Raw genomic sequence first — 21,891 nt, forward strand, 5'->3', positions numbered from 1 at the left:
TTGTCCCGACGAGGTGCCAATCGATCCTTCACTTACTTCGCCGGGAAAATCCACGGGGTCCGGGGGATCTTCCGAGAATCGAATCGATCCGCCAATAGTGGTGGTGTGACAACTTCGCCGGGTTCGGCGAGGCCGATGCTCGACGCGATCATCGTCAGAACCTGTGCAGCACTGCGTCCGGCCTCGAGTTGATCTGCAAGAGTCACTGCGCCGTCGCGCTTCGCGAGGCGTTTGCCTTCACTGTTCAAAGCGAGAGGAACGTGGGCGTACGACGGTGGATCGATGTCGAGCAGTCGAGCGAGGTAGGCCTGGCGTGGAGCCGAGGTCAGGAGGTCGTCGCCGCGGACCACTTGGTCGATGTTCTGCGCGCCGTCGTCGACGACAACGGCGAGGTTGTAGGCGGGTACGCCGTCACCGCGGAGCAGGACAACGTCGTCGACTTGTCCCGTCACCTCGCCGAACAGTTCGTCATGGACGGTGAACGAGTCGATGCCGGCCCGTAGCCTCAGCGCGGGGGATCGGCCACTTGCCGATTTCTCGGCGCGTTCGGCCTCCGAAAGGTTCCGACACGTGCCGGGGTAGGCGCCGTCGGGAGCATGGGGAGCGGACGGTGCCTGCAGGATTTCCTTGCGTGTGCAGAAGCAAGGATAGGTCAGGTCACGCTCGCGTAATAGTTCGATAGCCTTGTGGTACAAGGGAAGACGATGTGACTGTAAGACGACTGGGCCGTCCCAGGTGAGGCCGAGCCTACGCAGATCGTCGAGTTGCCGTTCCATCGCTCCGGGTCGGACACGATCGAGATCCTCTACCCGAATGAGGAAGTCGCGCCCGCTGGTGCGGGCGAACAGCCAGGCCAGGAGGGCAGTCCGGAGGTTTCCCAGATGGAGATCGCCGGACGGGCTCGGCGCGAAGCGCCCTGCTCCTGCCACGTCAGCTGGCGAGCCCGACGGAAGCGAGCGGGTTCTCGGCGTCGTGCAGGGTGAGGCGGATCGCGGTTTCCAAAGCGTGATCGAGGTACTGCGGCGGATACATTGCGGGACTTCCGAGTGCGTCGAGTGCCAATCCGTTGACGGTTGAAAGCAGAAGTGCCGCTCTGGTTTCCGCTTCTGGAGTTCCGATCCCGATCAATACCGTCGAGATGCCGGTGCGGATTGTGAACAGAGTTGTCCGGCGGATTTCGGAGAGTGACTCACTGGTTGCGGCACGCACGGCAAAGGCGGCGAGCACATGAGCTTCGCGCGTGCGTTGTTCGTCGAGGGGAAGCAGTTGCGAGAGCGCCTGGAACAGAGAGGCGTGCGGGTCCGCGTCGGCGGACGACTCGGCCAGTCTTGTCAACAATCGATCGACGAGTGTTCGCAGTGCAAATGCGAACATCTCGTCCTTGGTCGAAAAATGATGTTGCACCGCGCCGATCGAGACGCCCGCCCGTTTTGCGACCTCGCGAACGCTGGCATTTTCCAGTCCGGATTCTGCGGCGACGTCGAACAATGCCGCCGCAAGCAGGTCTGGACTCGTGGAGGATTTTCGACGCTCTGGCATACCGCGACATTACATGTGTATGGAAGTAATGCCCACGTCAGGGGTGCTTTTTCACGCCTTCCGGCCGAGGAAGGCAAGGAGTTTCGTCGCTTTGTCAGCGTTGTCCGGAACCTGTACTTCCGGGCCGCACACGCCGCTCATGCGGATCGAGTCGCCCAGGCCCGCGGCGATCTCCGACACCCAGTCCACGTCCGCGTCTCGCATCGCCGTATCGGTGCCGGTTGCGGCCGCGAGGTCCCAACCGTGGATGACCAGATCGAAACACAAAAACCCTTCGACCGTGGCTCCGAGGTTGGTCCTGCCGAAGTGCCCGTCGTATTCGAGGGTGGACTTTGCCGGGTCGTCCAGAATTGCCTGCATCGAATCGCGCACGGCCGCCCAGGCCGCGGACGGGTCGTCGTCAACCGACGGACCGGGTGCCAATTCCAGGCCGACTACCTTGACCATGTCTCGTTCGCTGTCGAGCACGTGCCTCACCACGTCGCGGGCGGTCCAGCCCTCGCAGGGGGAATCGTTGCCCCAGCGATCTGCGGGTACAGCGTCGATCCGCGCCGTGAATTCGGCGGCCAGATCCCGATAGCGTTGGGCGGGGGAGATCTCTGTTGAAGTCATGACAACAATCCTTCACCGCCACAGCGCTTCATGATTGATTATTTCGGACATCGGCAAGTAGCTCGCCTATGCGACCGCGTCGCCCTCGGTCAGAGCGACGACGGTATCCGACCCGTGCCAGTCGGGGGCTTGGGTTCGGAGTAGAGCCGCCGGGGTCAGCGACGAGATTCGGCGGCATTCACGCGTCAAGTGGGCCTGATCGCTGAACCCGCAGTGGGCAGCGGATTCAGCGAGTCCCAACGCGGGTCGACTGCGAGCGAGTGCCATGAAGCGCTGGAGACGCAGGATCGAGCGCAGCGTTGCAGGGCCGTATCCGAAGGCGTCGTTGCAACGACGCTGGAGTTGGCGCGACGTCAGGGCCGCCGCGTCGGCGAGCGAGCTGACATTCCACGAATGTTCGGACAGTGCGGTGCGAACATGGTTGATCACCGGATCGTGACGGAAACTCGAACTTGCCCAACTTCGAACAGCATCTTCGAGGATGGAGACCTGTTTGTGGTCTTCGGAATTCTCCAAGCGGTTCAACAGTATTCGTTCTGTACGTGCGTCGGTTACATCGCCGAGGTCGGCGCGAGAATCCCGAAGCTCGGACGCCGAAGTTCGCAGCATGGGCGATGCTGATCCAGGGCGGAATCGAACACCCACGGAGCGTGTTCCGGGCGGAAGAGTGAACGACCATGCAGCGGTTTCGGGGCCACAGACGCGAATGCCGACGCCACGTATCCACAGCACGTCCATGCACGCATCGGGCACGAGGAGGTGCTCGCCTTCTGCACACGCCGTCCAGCCGCACACCAGGATGTCGGAGAGATCCGGGGCGACCGATTGTGGTGTGTACCAACCCATGGCAAGAGCTTATCGAGCGGCACCGACACGAAGGTGAGTTCAGTCGACCGGGCCGAAGCGGTATCCGAACCCCCGAATCGTTTTGATGTATTTCGGTTTCGCGGGATCGGATTCGAGTTTGGACCGCAGGCTGAGAATGGTCGCGTCGACCACACGCGTCTTTTCGTGGGCGGAACCCCAGACGTTTCGGATCAGGTGATCACGCGAGTACACACGCCCCGGCTCGGTTGACAGTTCCAGGAGCACTCGCCATTCGGTCCGGCTGAGGACCAGCAGCTTTCCGCCCATCGTCGCCGTCATCGCACGTCGATCGAGGAGTAGGTCACCGTGACGTAGGTGTTTGCCGGCAGTGGGGTGTGTGGTTTCACGAAGAATTGCGGTGACTCGAAGATCGAGCGCGTGAGAATCGATCGGATTCAGCACGAAGTCCGAAACAGCGCGATGAGGTGCTTCGTCGATGTCCTCGAGGGTGTCCACCAACATGATGATCGGCATCGAACTTCGCAAGCGGATCTGTCGTGCGATCTCGTAGCCGTCGATGTCGGGCAACAGTAGGTCGATCACGGCGATGTCGAAACTGTCGGTGTCCAGGTCGTCGAGTAGTCGACGCCCGGTGCGGGCGAGCTGTACCTGGTGCCCGAAATATACTAATTCGGTTCCGAGTGTCTGGACAAGCTCCGCACGATCAGTAGCTGCAAGTATCAAACTCACGTGAAAATCCTCCCCCCGAAGGTGTTACTAGTCGTAACAGCTTGCATTGTTGCAGATCATGGACCGAGGAGCCAGGCAAAGTAGGCCAATCGGAAGTCGCGGAATTGGGGGCGTCAGTGGCTAGACTTCTCTCATGGGCACTCTGTTTGCGTTGACGCTGCCAGGCTTGCTCGTGCTTCTGGTCCTGTTCGCATTCGCCGAGACTCTCTGGAACCGGCTCACCGGCGGCCGGGCACTGCCGTGGACCCGGGGACGCACGACTCGTCCGGTATCGGCCGCGGGTTTCGAAGAGGTTGCTGCCTTGTTTCAGGGATCAAAGCACCATGAATTCGAGCAACGGCAGAGTGCGTTGATGCATCGTGAGGACGGAACAGACGGTGACCCGCCGTGGGTGTCCGTCGATCCGGAAGCCAACAAGGTTGTGCTCCGTCGACGGAGTTGACAGTCGCCAACAGTCGTCTGGCTCAGGCCCAGTGGCTGGGGCGGCTCAACGAATCGGGAAGCGTGGTAGCCGAATCGCCGATCGCCGCGTTGATCTGGAACTGAGTGAGAAAGATGCTGCCGCGGAGTTTTGCACCGCGAATGTCGGTGCCGCGTAAGTCTGCGCCGATCAGGTCGGCTCGATCGAGATCGCAGCCGCGGAGGTCTGCCCCGATCAGATAGGTCCCGCGAAAGTTGGCCCCGCGTAGATCGGAACCACGAAGTTTGGCGCCGATGAGGTCTGCGCCGCGGTGGTCGAGTTTGCGACTCTTCTTGCCTGAAATCGGTGATCGCACAAGGTCACCCGTCTGCAAGAGCAGGGTGTTGACTGCCGCTCGGTGTGCTGAGACTTCGACGGCTTGAATCTGCGAAGGTGTGCCGTTGGTCAGGGTTTCGGTCTCTGCGAGTGCAGCGTCGAGTTCCTTCCGAATCGAGTGGGTCTGCTTCAGCGAGCGGGCTTCGGCGAGATACCAGAGCAGTTCGTGCAATTGGCGTACGACAGGGAAGGTTTCGAACATGTCCGACCCGGTCTCAGTGGCGTCACGCCAGCTGACGCCGTGGTAGGTCTGCTGTGAAACCTTCTGTCCCGCACCGAAACAGTCGTAGACGGTGCAACCGGTGAAGCCCTTCTTTCGCAATCCAGTGTGAATGCCGCAACCGAAATCCTCCTGCAGGTTCTTGCAGGGGTCGCCGGCATTCTTGTTGGTCGCGAAGTCGGAAGACTTGGAAAAGGGGAGCGCGACGCAGCACAGGCCGAAGCAACTGCTGCAATCTGCGAGCAGATTGGTCTGGCCGGCAATCACGCGTACTCCCGATCTTTGGGTTGGACGGAAAGTGTGTCTTCGGGTTTGTGAGTCTGTCAAACGAAATTGCGTGGTTCTAAAGCAGTCGATGCGCTGTTACTCTGCTTTTTCGCACGTCGATTCGAAGCCGGGGGGCTTGGGTGGGGAACGAAGTACTGCAAGCAGATGTCGAGTCGCTACGGGTGTTGGCCGACGCCGTGCGAGACCAAAGTGCCGTGATCGCCGGCATCGACGTGTCCGGAATTCTCGCTGACGCGGCTGCAGCGATGCCGGATTCGGCAAGCGGTCTCGCCGCCGCGCGGGCCGGTGACCCGATTACCGCCGGATACCGCGCTACTTCGGAGATGTTGACGTCGATGGCCGACGCCGCCCAATTCAGCGCGAATGACTACGAGGCTGTCGAGGTTGCTTTCCGGAACCGACTGGCCGCCTACCAGGCGGCTGTGTAGATGGCGACGATCTCTCAGGTCCGCGCGTGGAATCCGGCTGGTTTCGCTACCGCTGCAACGGAATTGGAGCAGAAGAACCGCTACTTCATGCGTGCTGTGGAATCGGCACACCGCTCGGTCGACTCCGCACTCGATCACTGGAAAGGCGAAGCCTCAGCTGCAGCATCGGCGCGAGCGCTAGCTGACAGTATCGCCGCGACGCATCTCACCACGGGAGTATTTGCCGAAGCCGACGCGCTGAGTGAAGCCGCTTCCGCGTTGGAGCCGGCGCGAGCGGCGGTGATCGAGATCGCCGACGGTGCGATCGCGGAGGGGATGGCTGTTGCCGACGACGGCCGGGTGAGCGCACCTCGGTACGGAAGCGGCAACACCGCACTCGACATCTTGGGGCAGGCTGCATTCGACGAGCAGGCACGCAGCTTCGAGGCCCGACTGATTCCAGCCCTGCACACGGCGGGAAGCCTCGACGAGGATGCTGCCGCGGCCTTGTCGAAGGCAGCAGGAGACCTCACCGATCTCGCACAGCACCCAGGCGCCCGGCCGACCATGAGCGCGGAGGTGGCCGCGATCCTGGACGGCAACGCGTTCCCTCCGGACGGCGCAAGGGAGCTCAACGAATTCTGGGAATCACTGTCCCCGAGCGACAAAGATGCTCTCGCGGCGTTCGATCCGGGAATCGGAAACAGGGACGGGATGCCGGCCGCAGATCGCGATCATTTCAACCGAATCAACCTCGGCAATCTGCAATCGTCGACGTCGACCGAACTCTCCGATCTCGATGGTGAGCACCCCGATTGGGCTCAGGGGCGCAACATTCCGTCAGACGCGGGCGGTGTGGACGAGGCGGACCAGCAGGCGCGCCGCGACTACGAGCGGTGGGAGCAGCAACGCGTGGACCTGCAGCAGCGTCTCGACGGATACGGCGTCCTCGCCGACCGGATCGACGCCGCTCTTGCTCAGGAGGGTGATTCGGAGAAGTACCTGCTCGGCGTCGACGGCAAAGGTCGTGCCATCGTGGCACTGAACAATCCGGATACCGCGACCAACGTCGCAACGTTCGTACCTGGCACCGGCAGCCACCTGGGAACCATCGGCGGCGACATCGATCGCTCACAGGCCATGTTGGATTCGGGACAAAAGGCGTTGGAAAGGGCCGGGATTTCAGGGTCGACTTCGGTGACGACCTGGTACGGATACGATGCGCCGCAAACGATCCCGCAAGCAGGGCTCGACGGGTATGCCGACGGCGGCGCCGGATCGCTCGGCCGGTTCCAAGACGGACTTCGCGCGTCCCACGATGGTGTGCCTTCGCACAACACGGTTATCGGGCACAGTTACGGATCGACCGTGATCGGCGCTGCGGCCTCGGACGGACGGTCCATCGACGCGGACGATCTGTTCTTCGTGGGAAGCCCTGGAGTGGGAATGGACCGGGTCGAGGGACTTTCGCTCGAGGGCATCAGCCCCGAACACGTCGGCGGCCACGTATACGCCACGGCCGCGGCCAATGATCCGGTTCCGATGATCGGAGACGTGTTCGGTGGTCTCTCGCACGGCGCGAACCCCGCGAACGATCTTCCGTTGATCGGATTCGGCGCCACTGTCATCGAGTCCGCACCCGGGACCGGGATCGATGCCGGACTGTTGGGTGAGCTCCCCAACCCGGCCGCACACAGTGAGTACTGGGAAATCAACAATCCGGCTCTTGCCGGTATGGGCCACGTTATCGCGGGACTGGGAGCGCCATGACCAACTCAACTCGACGCCGTAGGGCATTCGGTTCGAGCGGTATCGCGGTGGCAGTGCTGCTGTCGGCGTGTACGACGACGGAGAACGCAAAAGTGACGGAAGCTGACGTGAATCTGACTCGCGCGCAGGCACAAGCCAAGGTGATCGAGTACCTGACCGAAACGATCGCGATACTGCCGCAGGGCGCCTACCTGACGCGGCATTCCGAGCTGAACCAAAAGGTCACCCTCAGCCCGGGCAGCACCGTCCCGTGCAACGACAGCAATCTGTCGAAGGACACGTCCGTGGACTACGGGGTGACGTACTTCCTCACGTCTTCTGACGCCGCGAGCATTCCAGGTTTCGGCGATGCGATTCGCAATCTGTGGGATGAGCGCGGCTGGGCATCGCGAACGTACGACTCCGCTGGGGATACGACGAGTACTGAAACCATCTTGCCGGATGGATATCGAATGGTTCTCGACGAGTATGCGCGGGGAGCAAGTTTGGCTGGATCGTCGCCGTGCTTCCCCCGACCCGACGCGTCGGATCATCCGAACGCGCCGGTGCAGATCGATCAGCCGTGACGGGGCCCGCATCCTCGTTTCCCGAGTTGACTGTTCTCGCTCGCCAAGTCGACGCCGAGGTCGGGAAGGTTCGCGCCCGCGCCGAGGCGGGAGGTGGTGCCGTCAGCGTGGAGGTCGATGCATACGGCACGATCACTGACCTGCAACTGACCGAGGGTTGTCTTCGGGCCGGCGCGGCTGCGCTCTCCGCCTCGATCACAGCGGCTCACCGAACCGCTTCTGCGGCAGCAGCGTCGGCGGCGCAGGAACTACGCGCCCCGCTCCTTCTCGACCCTCGTGTCGCGAGGGCAATGACCGCATTCAATGCAGTGGACGCGTTCGATCAGACACCGGCCGCACCCGAACCTGACGTGCTGCGACGAGCCGACCGCGCGCCGGTCGGCGACGACCTACCCTTCGACGGCGGTTCGTTCATGCGACGTGCCTGAACTCGGGCAAAAAAGAACCCCTGTGAACCGCTTCTCAGCAGTTCACAGGGGTTCCTGTGGCGGAGGATAGGGGATTTGAACCCCTGAGGGCGTTAACCCAACCCGCGTTCCAGGCGAGCGCCATAGGCCACTAGGCGAATCCTCCGTGGAGCAGCATACCCAATCGCGAGCGCGAAGCGTTAAACGGGTGCCTGACCTGCGAAGAACCGGTGGATCTCAGGGTTTGCATCTCCACCCCGGTAGGTGGTGTGCAGCGGCCGGCGAAAGCCGTCTACACTGTTCATTGGATCCCGCGCGGCGCGCATCCTGTGAACTCCCCCAGGGCCGGAAGGCAGCAAGGGTCAACGGGCTCTGCCGGGTGCGCGGGGTCCTCTATTTTTTCACATACCCGACCCCGCCTCGTCGGTGAAAGGCCGCTCCGGATGCCTATCCAAACCCAGATCGGGTTGATGAGCCATGAAGAACTCACCTCCGAGCATGAGAGCCAGAGCGCGAAGTACACGCAGCTCCAGGCGCAGAAGCTCGCACTCGATCTGACTCGCGGTAAGCCTTCGCCGGAGCAACTCGATCTTTCCGCAGCGTTGCTGACGCTGCCCGGCGACGGTGATTTCCGAGACGGAAGCGGAACCGACTGCCGTAACTACGGTGGGCTCACCGGTCTGCCGGAACTGCGCGCCATCTTCGGCGAGCTGCTGGGTATCCCGGTTGCGAACCTTCTCGCCGGCAACAACGCGAGCCTCGAGATCATGCACGACAATGTCGTGTTTTCACTCCTGCACGGCACACCGGATTCAGCTCGGCCGTGGGCGCGTGAAGAGAAGGTCAAGTTCCTCTGCCCCGCACCGGGCTACGACCGTCACTTCGCGATCACCGAGTCTCTCGGTATCGAGATGATCGCTGTGCCGATGAACCATGACGGACCTGACGTCGTCAAGATCGCCGAACTTGTCGCCTCAGATCCGCAGATCAAGGGCATGTGGGCTGTTCCGGTCTACGCGAACCCCACCGGCGCCGTGTACTCCGAAGAAATTGTCCGGACGCTGGCGTCGATGCCGACAGCCGCGCCTGACTTCCGCCTGTACTGGGACAACGCGTATGCCGTGCATCCGCTCGTCGGCGAGACTGCACCTTCCTACGACATTCTGTCGATGGCAGCGGAGGCCGGACACCCCAACCGTCCGCTCGTGTTCGCGTCGACGTCCAAGATCACTTTTGCCGGCGCCGGTGTGAGCTTCTTCGGTAGCTCGGCAGAAAACCTTGCCTGGTACCAGAAGTTCCTGGGCAAGAAGAGCATCGGACCGGACAAGGTCAATCAGCTTCGCCACCTGCGTTTCTTCGGCAATGCCGACGGCGTCCGCGCGCACATGGAGAAGCATCGCGCGTTCCTGGCTCCCAAGTTCGAGCTCGTATTGCGGATTCTCGAAGACCGCCTCGGTGCGTCGAAGGTCGCGTCCTGGACCGAGCCGAAGGGCGGATACTTCATCAGCCTCGACGTGGTCGACGGCACAGCCAAGCGAGTCATCGAACTGGCGAAGAACGCCGGTATCGCGCTCACCGCTGCCGGATCGGCTTTCCCGTACAGCACGGATCCGGATGACCGGAACATCCGGTTGGCCCCGAGTTTCCCGTCCACGGCTGAACTCGAAGTTGCCATGGACGGCGTGGCTACGTGTGTCCTGCTCGCAGCCACCGAATCGCGTCTCTCCGAGATCTGAGCGTTCGAAGCGGCGTGCCCGGTCGGTACTTTTTGGTCTGGTCTTGTACCGTTCGAAGCATCAATTCCCGACATAGGGTGTAAATCCCGGAGGTTGTAGTGACGGGCGCGATCAACGCTTCGGATGGGCCTTCTTTCGAGGCACACACCGCGAATTCAGAGTCGGTCATCGAAGCAGACATTCCGCGACGCAGTCTCCGTGTCGGGGTTCTCGGGTTCGTCGTACTCGGCGTTCTGGCAGTCGCGTCCGTGCTGATGGTCCTGTTCGCGGTGCCGATGAATACGCGGTACTGGGGAATCTTCGACAACTTCCTCGACCTCGACGTCTACCGCCACGGCGGCAGCGTCGTGGTTCAGGGCCTTCCGTTGTACGACGGACCGGTTCTGCAAGGAATGATGTTCACGTACACCCCGTTTGCCGCTTTGCTGTTCACGGTGTGGGCGGTGCTCTCGTTCAAACAGGCGATTGTCGTGTGGACAGGCTTGAACATCGCAGCCTTGTTCGCCGTGATCGTGTTGTGCTGGAAGTACCTCGGTTATCGGCTCGACGCGAAGACGTACGCCGTCAGTGCGTTGGCGACCACGATCTTCCTGTTCATGGAACCGATACGTACGACGCTCTGGCTCGGGCAGATCAACATATTCCTGCTGCTCCTGATCGTGTGGGATCTAGGCCGGGACGAGAAGAGTCGTCTCCGCGGAATCGGAGCCGGTATTGCCGCGGGTGTGAAGCTCACGCCGGCCTTCTTCTGGGCATACTTGTTCATCACGCGCCAATGGCGTGCGTTGGTGACGGCCGTCGTGACGTTCGCTGCGACCGTTGCGATCGGCTTCGTCGTGATCTACAACGATGCGTACAAGTACTGGACCGGCACTCTCGTCGACAGCGAACGCGTCGGACCGACGGATGCTCCGAGCAATCAGTCCGTGTCCGGTTTGATCGCTCAGCTCACTCACACTCCGACGCCGTCGCGGATTCTGGTCCTCGTCTTCAGTGCGCTTGCGGTGTGCCTCGGACTCGGTGCCGCGTGGGTTGCTCACCGGCGCGGTCAGAAATTGCTCGGCCTCACCATGACGGGGTTGACGGCGACCACTGTCTCGCCGTTCTCGTGGGGTCATCACTGGGTGTGGTTCGTCCCGCTGGTCGTCCTCGCCGCGCACTACGCGATGGTGTCGAAGAAGCGCTGGGCGTGGGTGGCGCCGTTCGTTTTCCTGCTCCCGGTCTTGAACTGGTCTCACACCTGGTGGGACCCGTCGGTCATTCCGGGTACGGATCGCTTCATCGGAATGGGCCTGTTCATGTTCGTGCCGCCCGAGTATCTGCGGATTCCGACCGTCGGCGTCTACCTCTGGGTCTTCACGCTTGCCGCGGTCTCGACCTTGGTTCTGTTCGGCTGGAAGAAGTGGAAGATTCCGGCGCCGGATGCGTCGGCGCCGGTCACAACTGCTGCCTGACGTGGCAGTATCGGACTCATGGCACTTCATCTGAACCTTGTCGGTGACCCCGAAGCTGATGCCCTCCTCGCCGAAGACCCGTTGGCGTTGTTGATCGGAATGCTTCTCGATCAACAGGTTCCGATGGAAACGGCCTTCCTCGGTCCGAAGAAGCTGGCGGATCGGCTCGGCAGCATCGATGTCAGGCGAATCGCCGACATGGACACCGACGAGTTCATCGCGATCTGTGCCGAGCCCCCGGCTGTGCACCGATTCCCCAAGTCGATGGGCGAGCGCATCCAGCTCATGTGCCAGTTCATCGTCGAGAACTACGACGGCGACACCGCGGCGATCTGGACTTCGGGCAACCCTGATGGCAAGGAAGTGCTGAAGCGGCTCAAGGCCCTGCCCGGCTACGGCGACCAGAAAGCCCGGATCTTCCTTGCATTGCTCGGCAAGCAGATCGGCGTCGAGCCGAAGGGTTGGCGTGAAGCTGCCGGCGACTACGGCCTCGAAGGTTCGAGGCGTTCGATTGCCGACGTGGTCGACGAGCAGTCTTTGCTCGAGGTCCGTGAGTTCAAGAAGGCAGCAAAGGCCGCGGCGAAAGCCGACAAGAAGTAGCCGCTTTCAGGATTTTCGGGATCCGCTCGCACGCACCACTTTCATCAGGTCGCCTGCGGGACCCTCGAGCTGACGCGGTGGCCGCCACACTGCACGTAGGGATCGGTCGAGTTCCAAGCCTTCGACGGCTACGACCCGAAGTTCTCCCTGCTTCACCTGGTCGTCGACGGCCAGCGTGCTCAGTACCGCCGGGCCGACGCCACCGAGCACGCTGGTTCGAATCGCGGCCGAACTGCCCAGTTCCAACAAGGGCGCACCTCGCTCGTATTCGTGCAACGCCAGGTCGAGAGTTGTTCTGGTTCCCGATCCGGGCTCGCGCACCAGCAGCGGCGTCGCTGCCAGTTCGGCGACGGTCAGCGGCTTTCGTCGACGCGCCCATGGATGATCCGGATGGACGACCACGACCAGCGAGTCACGCGCGACGGTGACGCTGGACAGGCTCTTCGGAGTGGTCGGCGACTCGACGAATCCGAGATCACACATTCCCACCTCGACGGCTTCGAGGACGCGAGTCGAGTTGTAGACCTGAAGGTGGACGGTGACACCAGGATGTAGTGACCGAAAGATACCGAGCCAGGCCGGAATCAGATGTTCGGCGACGGTCATGCTGGCACAGACGGTCAATTCCGCGGATCGTTCGGTCCGCATCCCTTCGGCCACGTCGAGAAGCTGGCTCGAGTTGGCGAGGACGCGGCGGGCCCAGTGAACGATGACGGTCCCTTGGGGCGTCAATGTCGCCCCCGTTGATCTTCGGTGAATGAGTGGCATCCCGAGTTGCCGCTCGAGTGCCTTCACGGCGCGGCTTGCATTCGGCTGCGCAATATTCGCTGAACGGCTTGCAGCACTGAGACTTCCGTGGTCATCGATGCCGATGAGTAGCTCGAGGGTGGTGAGGTCGGGCCACCGTCTGGTCATGCAAACAGGCTATACCCAGCTTCATGTTCATATCGATTTGATATGTCGTGATGGTAGAAATCGCCCTACCGGAGTAATGATCCCTGAACGACTCTGGATGAGTGAACCGTGATGTGAAGTCCGTGGCCGCGAAACCCCCAGTCGCCCCTTCGTCAGAAGTGCGACGGTGGTCGAGCGTCGCTGCATTGGTGCCCGGACTTGCGCTGTGCGCTTTCGGCGCCGCGTTCGCGCTGGTGATCGGTCAGTTCACCTCTGCAGTGAGTCCGTTGCTGATTGCGATCGTGGCGGGTGCGGTGGTGCCGAACACCGTTGCCTTGCCGGCGAAACTCCAACCTGGCCTGGCATTCTCGGCGAAACGACTACTCCGGGTGGGCATCGCTCTGCTCGGGCTGCAATTGATGTTCTCCGACATCGTCGGTCTGGGCTGGGGAGTGATCGCCGTTGTGGTGGCGATTGTGTTCCTCGGTATCGCCGGAACCATGTATGCCGGAAAACTTCTCGGATTGAGTTGGACCCAGAGAATTCTGATCGCCTGCGGCTTCTCGATCTGTGGAGCAGCCGCTGTGGCTGCTGCGGACGGTGTTGTCAATGCGCGGGAGGAAGAGTTGCTCACCGCTGTTGCACTGGTGGTGATCTTCGGAACTCTGATGATTCCGACAATCCCGTTGTTGGCCAGAAGTTTCGGTATGAGCGAGATTGGTGCAGGCATGTGGGCCGGTGGCTCGATTCACGAGGTTGCGCAAGTAGTGGCTGCCGGCAGCGCTCTCGGCGCAACCGCGTTGGGTGTCGCGACCATCGTGAAACTGGCGCGTGTGTTGATGTTGGCGCCGGTCATGGCATTTCTGAGCATCCGGCAACGCACGATGGCCGACAACACTGCAGCGAAGCGTCCTCCGCTGGTTCCGTTGTTCGTCGTGGCGTTCATCGGCTGTATGGGCTTGCGCTCCACGGGCATCTTGCCGGATGAGCTTCTGGGACTGGCGAAGACGGCGCAGACGATACTGTTGGCCGCTGCGATGTTCGCGCTCGGCCTGGGTGTGCGCCTGAGCGTCATTCGAGGAGTGGGTGCCCGACCGTTCGTGCTGGCCGCGATTTCCACTGTGTGGGTGGCAACGATCGCCTACGTCGGAGTTGTGTTGGTCAGCTGATCGAGCGCTGGGTCCGCCATGCGCTGGGGCTCATCGAGAACTGAGTGCGAAACCACCTCGAGAAGCTGCCTTGCGTCGAAAACCCGAGGTGTACAGCGACTTCGGTCAACGAATAGCGAGGATTGGCGACAAATCTTTCCGCAAGGGTGCTTCGAACCGAATTGAGAACGGCCGTGAACGTATCTCCGGATTCGGCGAGATGACGGTGCAGTGTCCGCCGGTCGAACCCGAGGCTTCGTGCCACCTGCTCGACAGAGCACCGGCCGGTCGGAAGCAGAACTTCGATCAATTCCTTGGTACGGCTGAGGGTATCGGAGGTTTCCGAGGCAGGAAGTGAGTCGAGGAACTGGCGAGCGTACGGCCGGAGTAACTCGTCGGACAGTTGGTTGGCCGCATCCAGGTCGGCTGCGAAGAAGACGATGCCGGTGAACTCGTGATCGAATTCCACCGTGTCGCCGAGGATTCGCCGATGCGTGCTCGTGTCTTTCGGAGCATTGTGCGTGAATCCGACGCTGACCGGTTGCCATCGAGAACCCAGGAAACTCCGCAGGATCTGCAGCGTTGCGCCGACTGCGAGTTCGACGCTCTGTCTGGTGTCGACCGGTTCGCCGACCTCGAGCGAGACTCGCAGGGTCGCGAGTCCGTTGACTTCGTTCAATCGGATGCGCAATGACTCGTTGTACGTGTGCTCGTATCGCATCAGTACGTCGAGTGCGCTCCTGACGTCTGGTTCTTCCCTGATGACCAAGCTGAGGGGGCCGAGATTGGACAGTCGACGCAGGCCGGCGAGTAGGAGTCCGAAGTCTTCGTGTCCGGACTCCGCTGCCGATCGCTCCAGGAGCGATGCGATGGAGGCGGCCGGTACCCATTGGTCGGGGTTCGCCAGGCTTGCCGGGCTCAAGCCGACACTCCTCATGAGGCCCACGGCGTCCACGTCCACCGTTCGGCACAGGTCGACGTAGCGGTTCAGTGATGCGTAGCGGGCGAGCGGCTTCATAGGGCCCCCTTTACTCGATGTCCCGAAATGTTGTGTTGTGTGTCTCGTCAAGTTAAGCATGTGAGCCGGATCTCACATAGTTTTGTTCACATCAGTTCGGCACGACCACGAAGTCGAGCACCGACTTCTGGAAGTTGTTGCGTACGAATGCAGCTCGATCGCAATCGAGTCGAGCCCGCCCCACAGAATTGGAGAGCATTGATGGCAAACGCCATTCGATTCCACGAGATCGGCACACCGTCCGTCATGCGTTGGGAAGAGATCGAGGTAGGACGACCGGGCACTGGAGAGGTTCGGGTTCGCCATGAAGCGGTGGGGCTGAACTTCGCCGACACCTACTTTCGAAGTGGCCTCTATCCTGCGCAATTGCCTGCCGGGATGGGAGTCGAGGGCGCTGGCGTGGTCGAAGAGATCGGCGAAGGAGTCGTCGATTTTGCCGTGGGGGACCGCGTGACCTACACCGGCAGTCCGCTGGGGGCGTACGCCACCGAGCGGATCATGGCGGCGTCGGACCTGATCGCGCTTCCCGACGGCATTGCCTTCGACACCGCAGCCGCCATGACCATGCGAGGGTTGACCGCCGCCTACCTTCTGCGTCGCATCTACCCGTTGAAAGCGGGGGACACCGTCTTGCTGCATGCCGCGGCCGGTGGTGTCGGACTGATCTTCACCCAGTGGGCAAAACTGTTGGGAATCAAAGTGATCGGCACGGTGTCGAGCGACGAGAAAGCGAGCGTTGCCCGTGCGCACGGGTGCGATGAAGTCGTCATCTACACCCGCGAGGACGTCGTCGCACGCGTCAAGGAGATCACCGGGGGCGTCGGCGTGCCGGTTGTGTACGACAGCATCGGGCAGTCCACCTTCGACATCTCACTCGATTGCCTTGCCAGGCGCGGGCTGCTGGTGTGCTTCGGAACGGCGTCCGGACCTACTCCGCCGATTCAGGCAATGCAGTTGGCAGTCAAGGGATCTCTCTTCGTCACCCGTCCGGCACTTGCTGACTACATCGCAGATCCCGCAGAACGTGCCGAATTGGCGGGCGAATTGTTCTCACACGTCGAGTCCGGGCGAATCAAGATCGAGATCAACCAGCGATACCCCCTCGAAGATGCGGTGCGCGCGCACCACGACATGGAGTCCGGTCGCAGTATCGGTTCCTCCGTCTTCTCCGTCTGAACCGAAACAGCACTTCCCAGAGGAATTGTCATGACCAATACTGCAACGCTGACAGAAAACCTGCTCCCGTCGACCAGCACGATCCACGTCGAGAAATTGACCTGTTCGATCGGGGCAGAGTTGTCCGGGGTGGATCTCGGAGAGGTCGCGCGAGGCGATGCACTCTTCGCCGAAATCAAGGCATTGTTACTCGAGCACAAGGTCCTGTTTTTTCGCGACCAGAACTTCTCCAAAGCCGAGCACGTAGAACTTGCCCAGCGATTCGGTGAACTGGAGGATCATCCAGCTCTGGGCAGTGATCCCGACCATCCGGGCCTGGTCCGCATCTACAAAGACCTGGACAGCCCGCCGGAGCACTTCGAGAATGCGTATCACTGCGACGCCACCTGGCGCGTCAACCCGCCCATGGGATGTGTATTGCGTTGTGTGGAAACACCTCCTGTCGGCGGCGACACGATTTGGGTGAACATGGCACTCGCCTACGAGAATCTGCCGGCGCGGGTCAAGGAGCAGATCAAGGACCTGCGTGCCAGGCACAGTATCGAGTCGACCTTCGGCGCTCGGATGCCGATCGAACAGCGCCACCAACTGAGGGAACGCTTTCCCGACGCCGAACATCCCGTGGTACGAACACATCCGGAGACCGACGAGAAGATTCTATTCGTCAACTCGTTTGCCACGCACCTCGTGAACTATCACACGCCCGAGAACGTCCGCTACGGAATCGATTACGCCCCCGGCGCCGGAAACCTGCTCACCTACCTGGCCAGTCAGGCCCAGATTCCCGAGTATCAGGTTCGGTGGCGCTGGACCGAGAACAGCGTCGCGATCTGGGACAACCGTTCGACACAGCATTACGCGGTGCAGGACTACTGGCCCGCAGTTCGAAAGATGGAGCGCGCCGGAATCATCGGCGACGCACCGTTCTGATCTCTCTTCCCAGCCCCGAAGATAATTCATTCACTCGATCGGAGTCACGCTATGCATTTCCACGACGATTCACTGTTCCCCGAAACCCAGGACAAGCTTGTCATCACCGTTGCTCCCTACGGACCGGAGTGGGAACCGGACGATTTTGCAGAAGACCTACCGCTGTCGATGGACGAGCACGTCCAGCAAGCCGTCGACTGTTTCAACGCCGGCGCCACCGTTCTCCACATCCACGTGCGTGAACTCGACGGAAAGGGCTCGAAGCGTCTGTCGAAGTTCAACGAGCTTCTCGGTCGCTTGCGTGAGGCCGTTCCCGAGATGATTCTGCAGGTCGGCGGTTCGATTTCGTTCGCTCCGGAAGGGGAAGGTGCCGATGCGAAGTGGTTGTCCGACGACGTGCGTCACATGCTTGCGGAGTTGGAGCCCGCTCCTGATCAGGTGACGATCGCGATCAACACCAGCCAGATGAACATCATGGAACTGATGACCGACGACGACATCGCGGGTACGTCGATGCAGCGTCCGGAATTGGCTGATACGTATCGGGAGATGACCGTGCCCGCCGGTCCGGAATGGGTGGCAGAGCACCTGCGCCGGCTGCAGGCCGCCGGAATCCAGCCGCATTTCCAGTTGTCGAGCATTCCGCAGCTCGAAACGGTGGAGCGGTTGATCCGACGCGGCATCTACACCGGCCCGGTCAACCTCACGTGGGTCGCAATCGGCGGCGGCTTCGACGGCCCAAACCCGTACAACATGATGAACTTCGTCCAGCGTGTTCCCGACGGTGCGTGCCTGACCCTGGAAACGCTGATGCGTAGCGTCCTGCCGGTGAACACGATGGCGATCGCGATGGGCTTGCACGCTCGTTGCGGCAACGAGGACACCATCTGGGGCCGCAAGGGCGAGAAGATGACATCGGTGCAGCAGATCGAGCAGTTGGTGCGCATTGCAAGCGAATTGGGCCGCGAGGTGGCTACCGCGAAGGAAGCTCGCGACATCTACCGGATCGGTGAGACGTATGTCGACACCGACGAGACGTTGGCGAAGTTGGGTTATGCACCCAACCGCCGGATCGGCCAGCTGGGATTCACGCAGCACGCCTGAGTCCACCCCGTCTCGTACAACAGCTTCGGGGTGCGAACCGTGACGGTTCGCACCCCGAGGCCCCCGGTCTACCTCGAGTACTCCTAGGAGAGTCATGGGACTGCAAGCTCCCGCCACACCACGTGTGGACACCGCGCTCGGAATCGGCGGACGACGAAAGTTATACCCGTGGATCGTTTTTGCCCTGGCTTTCGGTCTACTTCTCTCGGACTACATGTCGCGGCAGGTACTCAGTGCGGTCTTCCCGATCCTGAAAGCCGACTGGGATCTGTCCGATTCGCACCTTGCCTCCCTGAGCAGCGTGGTGGCATTGATGGTCGGGCTGTTGACGTTCCCGTTGTCGCTGCTCGCGGACCGTTGGGGGCGCGTCAAGAGCTTGATCCTGATGGCCGTGTTGTGGAGTGTCGCGACGTTGCTGTGCGCTATCGCTCAGACCTACGAACAGATGTTGGGCGCAAGGTCCTTGGTCGGTGTCGGTGAAGCGGCGTACGGCAGCGTGGGTATCGCCGTGGTGCTCAGTGTGTTTGCGCCCCGTGTGCACGCAGCTCTCGCCGGTGCCTTCATGGCCGGTGGATCGTTCGGTTCGGTCATCGGTGTGGCAATCGGTGGGTTCATCGCAGTTCAGTTCAGTTGGCGGTGGTCTTTCGCCGCCATGGCGATCTTCGGTCTGATTCTGGTTGCGCTCTTCCGTGCCCTCGTCACCGAGAAGAAGCTCACGGCCTACGCCGTCGAGGCCGCGCCGGATGCTGCCGGGGAAGCGCTCAGGCGCGACGGCTTTCGCGCGCCGGTGTCATCGTTGTTCACCAATCCGGCCGTATTGTTCGCCTACATCGGTGGCGGTCTCCAGATGTTCACCGCCGCTGTACTTCTGGCGTGGTTGCCGAGCTTTTTCAATCGCTACTACGATTTGGCCCCGGACAAGGCCGGCGTCACGGCTTCCGTATTCGTCCTCCTTGTCGGAAGCGGGATGGTGGTCTGCGGTTTCATCACAGACAGATTCAGCCGCGACGATTCGGCGCGGAAATGGACCACCGCCATCGTCTACTGCGCCATCTCATTGGTGACGCTGAGCATCGGGCTCCGGTTAGGCACGGGGACAGCACAACTCGTGTTGCTCGGTATCGGTGCCTTCTTCTCCGCCGGTTCGTCGGGGCCGACGGCAGCGATGGTCGCGAACCTTACCCATCATTCGATTCGAGCATCCGCCATGGGAACGCTCACTGTTGCCAACAACCTTCTGGGGTTGGCGCTCGGCCCGTTCGTGGTCGGTATCCTCGCCGATCACCTGGGTCTTCTCGGTGCTCTACAGCTTTCGCCGTTCGTCTATGTCGCCGCAGCCCTCGCGTTGGTAGCCGGCAAGCGTGCTTATCCCGCCGGGATGAGGCGGTTGGCGACGTTGCAGAAGCGGCCCGAGATCCCGGGCGCCACCGAAGTAACAGACGTTCGGAGCTCATGATGAATGAATCATCCACGGTAGTAATAGTTCCCGGATTGCGCGATCACGTCGAGGATCATTGGCAGACTCACCTCGAACGCGGCCTGGACAATGTTTTGACGGTTCCTCCCCTCGAGACCGACAAGCTCAGTCGAGATGCCAGGGTTGCGGCATTGGACGAGGTGCTGACAAGTGTCTGCGGGCCGGTTGTCCTGGTCGCGCACAGCGCCGGAGTCATGACCGTTGCTCACTGGGCGAGGGCGCATCATCGAGAAGTTGCGGGCGCCCTTCTGGTCACGCCGGCAGATCTCGAACTTCCGCTGCCCGAGTCTTATCCGTCTCTCGAAGATCTCGACCGACACGGGTGGCTACCGATACCGCGTCAGCGTCTACCGTTTCCGAGCACGGTCGCGGCGAGCCGGAACGATCCGCTGGCCGGCTATCGCCGAGTTGTGGGTTTGGCTGAAGGATGGGGGAGTCGGTTGCTGGATCTGGGCGAGGTCGGACATCTCAATCCGGCGTCCGGGTATGGGTACTGGCCGCGGGCGGAATCGTTGGTGTGGGAACTGCTCGAGTCGGTGTCGCACGCCGCCCCATCTCATACGACGGATTCCGTGGAGCAGGAGGAACACAGTCGTGCTTGATCTTGCTGTTCTGCTGGAAGACTCGGCCCGGCGATATCCGGAACGGGATGCGCTGGTGCTCGGGGAAGCGCGGCTGACGTATGCGCAGTTCGACGCCTACGCGAATCGCATCGCGCAACTGCTCGTCTCGCGGGGTGTCGAGCCAGGTGACAGGGTGGCATTGTCCTGCCCGAACATTCTTGAGTTTCCGATCGTCTACTACGGCGTTCTCAAGGCCGGCGGCGTCGTCGTTCCTCTGAACATTCTGCTCAAGGGGCGCGAAATCGCCTACCACCTGGCTGATTCGGAAGCAAAACTGTACTTCTGTTTCGAGGGAAGTCCCGAATTGCCGATCGCCGAGTACGCCATTGCCGGGTTCGAGCAGAGCGAGACCTGTTCTTCCCTGATCGTGATCACTGCCGAGTCGGGCGCACCTTCGTCGATCCCCGGAGTCGAGACCTTAGGCGAAGCAATGGCATCCGTGCCCGAAACGGAAACAACTGCAGCCGCGATTGTTCGTGAACCGACGGACACCGCGGTCATTCTCTACACCAGCGGCACAACCGGAAAACCCAAGGGCGCCGAACTCACTCACTGCAACATGGTCTTGAATGCACTGTCGACCAACCGGTTGTTCGAGAGCGCTCCCTCCATGCATGAGCGGTATCTCCTGACTTTGCCACTGTTCCACTCGTTCGGCCAGACAGTGACCATGAATGCGGGAATCTGCGTCGGTGCCACGTTGGTGTTGATGCCACGCTTCGATGCGACCGCGGCACTCGAGATCATGGAACGCGAAAAGATCTCGGTCTTCGCGGGCGTCCCGACCATGTACTGGGGACTACTCGGCGTGCTGGACGGGGTAGTGAGATCCGGGGTGGATGTCGAAACCGTTGCACAGAACATGCGGTGCGCGATCTCCGGTGGCGCAGCGCTTCCCGTCGAAATCTTGACGCGGTTCAAGGAGCGCTTCGGGGTTCAGATCCTCGAAGGGTACGGACTGTCCGAGACCTCTCCGCTGGCCTTGTTCAGTGACCCCGAGGGCGACCCCCGGCCCGGTTCGATCGGCGTGCCGATCTGGGGCGTCGAAGCGCGGCTTGTCGACGACTCTTGGCACACGATCACCGGCCCCGAGGACGTGGGTGAGTTGGCCATTCGCGGGCACAACGTCATGAAGGGCTATTTCAACCGACCAGAGGCGACGGCGGAAGCCATGCGCGACGGTTGGTTTCGCACCGAGGATCTGGCACGGGTCGATACCGACGGAAATTACTACATCGTCGATCGCGCGAAGGACATGATCGTGCGGGGCGGATTCAACGTCTACCCACGCGAAATCGAAGAGGTTCTGCTCACTCACCCAGCCGTCTCACTCGTCGCCGTCGTCGGGCTGCCGGACCCGAGCCTCGGCGAAGAAGTTGTCGCGTTCGTGATCCGAGAGCCGAGTGAAGAGATCTCCGAATCGGATCTCGTGGAATGGTCGCGGGAACAGATGGCCGCCTACAAATATCCGCGTCGCATCGAGTTCGTGCCGTCGCTTCCGATGACGGCAACCGGAAAGATTCTCAAACGTGAACTGAATCAAGCATTTTCGATGGTCTGAGGAGATCG

General features: G+C 61.5%; 23 protein-coding genes, 1 tRNA gene and 1 other RNA gene. 16 read left to right on the forward strand and 9 right to left on the reverse strand.

Going from position 1 to position 21,891, the window contains the following annotated elements; all coding sequences use genetic code 11:
- Nucleotides 1-32 precede the first annotated feature (32 nt).
- The 5 genes from gluQRS to ACFWEM_RS21620 all read right to left on the reverse strand — a co-directional run bounded on the left by gluQRS (nt 33) and on the right by ACFWEM_RS21620 (nt 3,708).
- Nucleotides 33-929, reverse strand: a complete 897-nt coding sequence (gene gluQRS / locus ACFWEM_RS21600) for a tRNA glutamyl-Q(34) synthetase GluQRS (RefSeq protein ID WP_378536850.1) — start codon at nt 927-929, stop codon at nt 33-35.
- A 1-nt stretch (nt 930) separates the two neighbouring features.
- Nucleotides 931-1,539, reverse strand: coding sequence for a TetR/AcrR family transcriptional regulator (locus tag ACFWEM_RS21605; RefSeq protein WP_378445644.1), 609 nt, complete (start codon nt 1,537-1,539; stop codon nt 931-933).
- Between the two features lie 51 nt (nt 1,540-1,590).
- Nucleotides 1,591-2,151: a TIGR03086 family metal-binding protein gene (locus ACFWEM_RS21610; RefSeq protein WP_378536853.1), complete on the reverse strand. Its 561-nt coding sequence runs from the start codon at nt 2,149-2,151 to the stop codon at nt 1,591-1,593.
- Nucleotides 2,152-2,217: 66 nt separating this feature from the next.
- On the reverse strand, nt 2,218-2,997 hold the full coding sequence (locus tag ACFWEM_RS21615; protein WP_378536855.1) for a helix-turn-helix domain-containing protein: 780 nt from the start codon (nt 2,995-2,997) through the stop codon (nt 2,218-2,220).
- A 39-nt stretch (nt 2,998-3,036) separates the two neighbouring features.
- Nucleotides 3,037-3,708 carry a response regulator transcription factor gene (locus tag ACFWEM_RS21620; RefSeq protein WP_378536857.1) on the reverse strand — a complete coding sequence of 224 codons (672 nt, stop codon included), beginning with the start codon at nt 3,706-3,708 and terminating at the stop codon, nt 3,037-3,039.
- Between the two features lie 133 nt (nt 3,709-3,841).
- Between ACFWEM_RS21620 and ACFWEM_RS21625 the strand changes: the two genes are divergently transcribed.
- The gene (locus tag ACFWEM_RS21625) at nt 3,842-4,150 is read left to right on the forward strand and encodes a DUF6191 domain-containing protein (protein WP_007731580.1); all 309 of its coding nucleotides are present in this window, start codon (nt 3,842-3,844) and stop codon (nt 4,148-4,150) included.
- 22 nt (nt 4,151-4,172) lie between these two features.
- On the opposite strand, the gene ACFWEM_RS21630 is transcribed toward ACFWEM_RS21625, so the two are convergent.
- Nucleotides 4,173-4,991 (reverse strand): pentapeptide repeat-containing protein, encoded by an 819-nt coding sequence (locus ACFWEM_RS21630; protein WP_378536859.1) that lies wholly within the window; start codon nt 4,989-4,991, stop codon nt 4,173-4,175.
- 140 nt (nt 4,992-5,131) lie between these two features.
- On the opposite strand from ACFWEM_RS21630, the gene ACFWEM_RS21635 reads away from it, so the two are divergent.
- From ACFWEM_RS21635 to ACFWEM_RS21650, 4 genes are read left to right on the forward strand one after another with little or no spacing between them, the layout of a single operon-like run.
- Complete coding sequence (locus ACFWEM_RS21635) at nt 5,132-5,440, forward strand: hypothetical protein (protein WP_378536862.1); 309 nt, start codon at nt 5,132-5,134, stop codon at nt 5,438-5,440.
- Nucleotides 5,441-7,189: an alpha/beta hydrolase gene (locus tag ACFWEM_RS21640; RefSeq protein ID WP_378536864.1), complete on the forward strand. Its 1,749-nt coding sequence runs from the start codon at nt 5,441-5,443 to the stop codon at nt 7,187-7,189.
- Nucleotides 7,186-7,755 carry a hypothetical protein gene (locus ACFWEM_RS21645; protein WP_378536867.1) on the forward strand — a complete coding sequence of 190 codons (570 nt, stop codon included), beginning with the start codon at nt 7,186-7,188 and terminating at the stop codon, nt 7,753-7,755. Before ACFWEM_RS21640 ends, ACFWEM_RS21645 begins: the two co-directional genes overlap by 4 nt.
- Complete coding sequence (locus tag ACFWEM_RS21650) at nt 7,752-8,183, forward strand: YbaB/EbfC family nucleoid-associated protein (protein WP_378536870.1); 432 nt, start codon at nt 7,752-7,754, stop codon at nt 8,181-8,183. Before ACFWEM_RS21645 ends, ACFWEM_RS21650 begins: the two co-directional genes overlap by 4 nt.
- A 57-nt stretch (nt 8,184-8,240) precedes the next feature.
- On the opposite strand, the gene ACFWEM_RS21655 is transcribed toward ACFWEM_RS21650, so the two are convergent.
- Nucleotides 8,241-8,328 (reverse strand) — tRNA-Ser (locus ACFWEM_RS21655).
- A 136-nt stretch (nt 8,329-8,464) separates the two neighbouring features.
- Between ACFWEM_RS21655 and ffs the strand changes: the two genes are divergently transcribed.
- The 4 genes from ffs (at nt 8,465) to ACFWEM_RS21675 (ending at nt 11,952) form a co-directional block, all read left to right on the forward strand.
- An RNA gene (ffs, locus tag ACFWEM_RS21660) (signal recognition particle sRNA small type) lies at nt 8,465-8,564 on the forward strand.
- Nucleotides 8,565-8,605: 41 nt separating this feature from the next.
- Entirely contained in the window at nt 8,606-9,898 is a 1,293-nt protein-coding gene (locus ACFWEM_RS21665; RefSeq protein WP_378536874.1) for an aminotransferase class I/II-fold pyridoxal phosphate-dependent enzyme, read from the forward strand.
- Between the two features lie 98 nt (nt 9,899-9,996).
- Nucleotides 9,997-11,352: a glycosyltransferase 87 family protein gene (locus ACFWEM_RS21670; protein WP_378536878.1), complete on the forward strand. Its 1,356-nt coding sequence runs from the start codon at nt 9,997-9,999 to the stop codon at nt 11,350-11,352.
- 18 nt (nt 11,353-11,370) lie between these two features.
- Nucleotides 11,371-11,952, forward strand: a complete 582-nt coding sequence (locus ACFWEM_RS21675; RefSeq protein WP_378536882.1) for an HhH-GPD-type base excision DNA repair protein — start codon at nt 11,371-11,373, stop codon at nt 11,950-11,952.
- Nucleotides 11,953-11,958: 6 nt separating this feature from the next.
- On the opposite strand, the gene ACFWEM_RS21680 is transcribed toward ACFWEM_RS21675, so the two are convergent.
- The gene (locus tag ACFWEM_RS21680) at nt 11,959-12,867 is read right to left on the reverse strand and encodes a LysR family transcriptional regulator (RefSeq protein ID WP_378536885.1); all 909 of its coding nucleotides are present in this window, start codon (nt 12,865-12,867) and stop codon (nt 11,959-11,961) included.
- Nucleotides 12,868-12,989: 122 nt separating this feature from the next.
- Between ACFWEM_RS21680 and ACFWEM_RS21685 the strand changes: the two genes are divergently transcribed.
- Nucleotides 12,990-14,015: a YeiH family protein gene (locus ACFWEM_RS21685; protein ID WP_378537166.1), complete on the forward strand. Its 1,026-nt coding sequence runs from the start codon at nt 12,990-12,992 to the stop codon at nt 14,013-14,015.
- Here ACFWEM_RS21685 and ACFWEM_RS21690 read toward each other — a convergent pair.
- Nucleotides 14,008-15,012, reverse strand: a complete 1,005-nt coding sequence (locus ACFWEM_RS21690) for an AraC family transcriptional regulator (protein ID WP_378536889.1) — start codon at nt 15,010-15,012, stop codon at nt 14,008-14,010. The genes ACFWEM_RS21685 and ACFWEM_RS21690 overlap by 8 nt on opposite strands.
- Before the next feature lie 201 nt (nt 15,013-15,213).
- Here ACFWEM_RS21690 and ACFWEM_RS21695 point away from each other — a divergent pair, with 201 nt between their 5' ends.
- From ACFWEM_RS21695 to ACFWEM_RS21720, 6 genes are all read left to right on the forward strand, one after another.
- Nucleotides 15,214-16,188, forward strand: coding sequence for a quinone oxidoreductase family protein (locus ACFWEM_RS21695; protein ID WP_378536892.1), 975 nt, complete (start codon nt 15,214-15,216; stop codon nt 16,186-16,188).
- A 30-nt stretch (nt 16,189-16,218) separates the two neighbouring features.
- The gene (locus ACFWEM_RS21700) at nt 16,219-17,118 is read left to right on the forward strand and encodes a TauD/TfdA dioxygenase family protein (protein ID WP_378536895.1); all 900 of its coding nucleotides are present in this window, start codon (nt 16,219-16,221) and stop codon (nt 17,116-17,118) included.
- Nucleotides 17,119-17,169: 51 nt separating this feature from the next.
- Nucleotides 17,170-18,222, forward strand: a complete 1,053-nt coding sequence (locus tag ACFWEM_RS21705; RefSeq protein ID WP_378536898.1) for a 3-keto-5-aminohexanoate cleavage protein — start codon at nt 17,170-17,172, stop codon at nt 18,220-18,222.
- A 94-nt stretch (nt 18,223-18,316) separates the two neighbouring features.
- Nucleotides 18,317-19,678, forward strand: coding sequence for an MFS transporter (locus tag ACFWEM_RS21710; protein ID WP_378536901.1), 1,362 nt, complete (start codon nt 18,317-18,319; stop codon nt 19,676-19,678).
- Nucleotides 19,678-20,301, forward strand: coding sequence for an RBBP9/YdeN family alpha/beta hydrolase (locus tag ACFWEM_RS21715; RefSeq protein ID WP_378536904.1), 624 nt, complete (start codon nt 19,678-19,680; stop codon nt 20,299-20,301). Before ACFWEM_RS21710 ends, ACFWEM_RS21715 begins: the two co-directional genes overlap by 1 nt.
- The gene (locus tag ACFWEM_RS21720) at nt 20,294-21,883 is read left to right on the forward strand and encodes a long-chain fatty acid--CoA ligase (RefSeq protein WP_378536907.1); all 1,590 of its coding nucleotides are present in this window, start codon (nt 20,294-20,296) and stop codon (nt 21,881-21,883) included. The genes ACFWEM_RS21715 and ACFWEM_RS21720 overlap by 8 nt, the downstream gene beginning before the upstream one ends.
- Nucleotides 21,884-21,891 lie beyond the last annotated feature (8 nt).

The sequence above is a fragment of the Rhodococcus sp. NPDC060176 genome (assembly GCF_042728675.1).
Lineage (GTDB): Bacteria > Actinomycetota > Actinomycetes > Mycobacteriales > Mycobacteriaceae > Rhodococcus_F.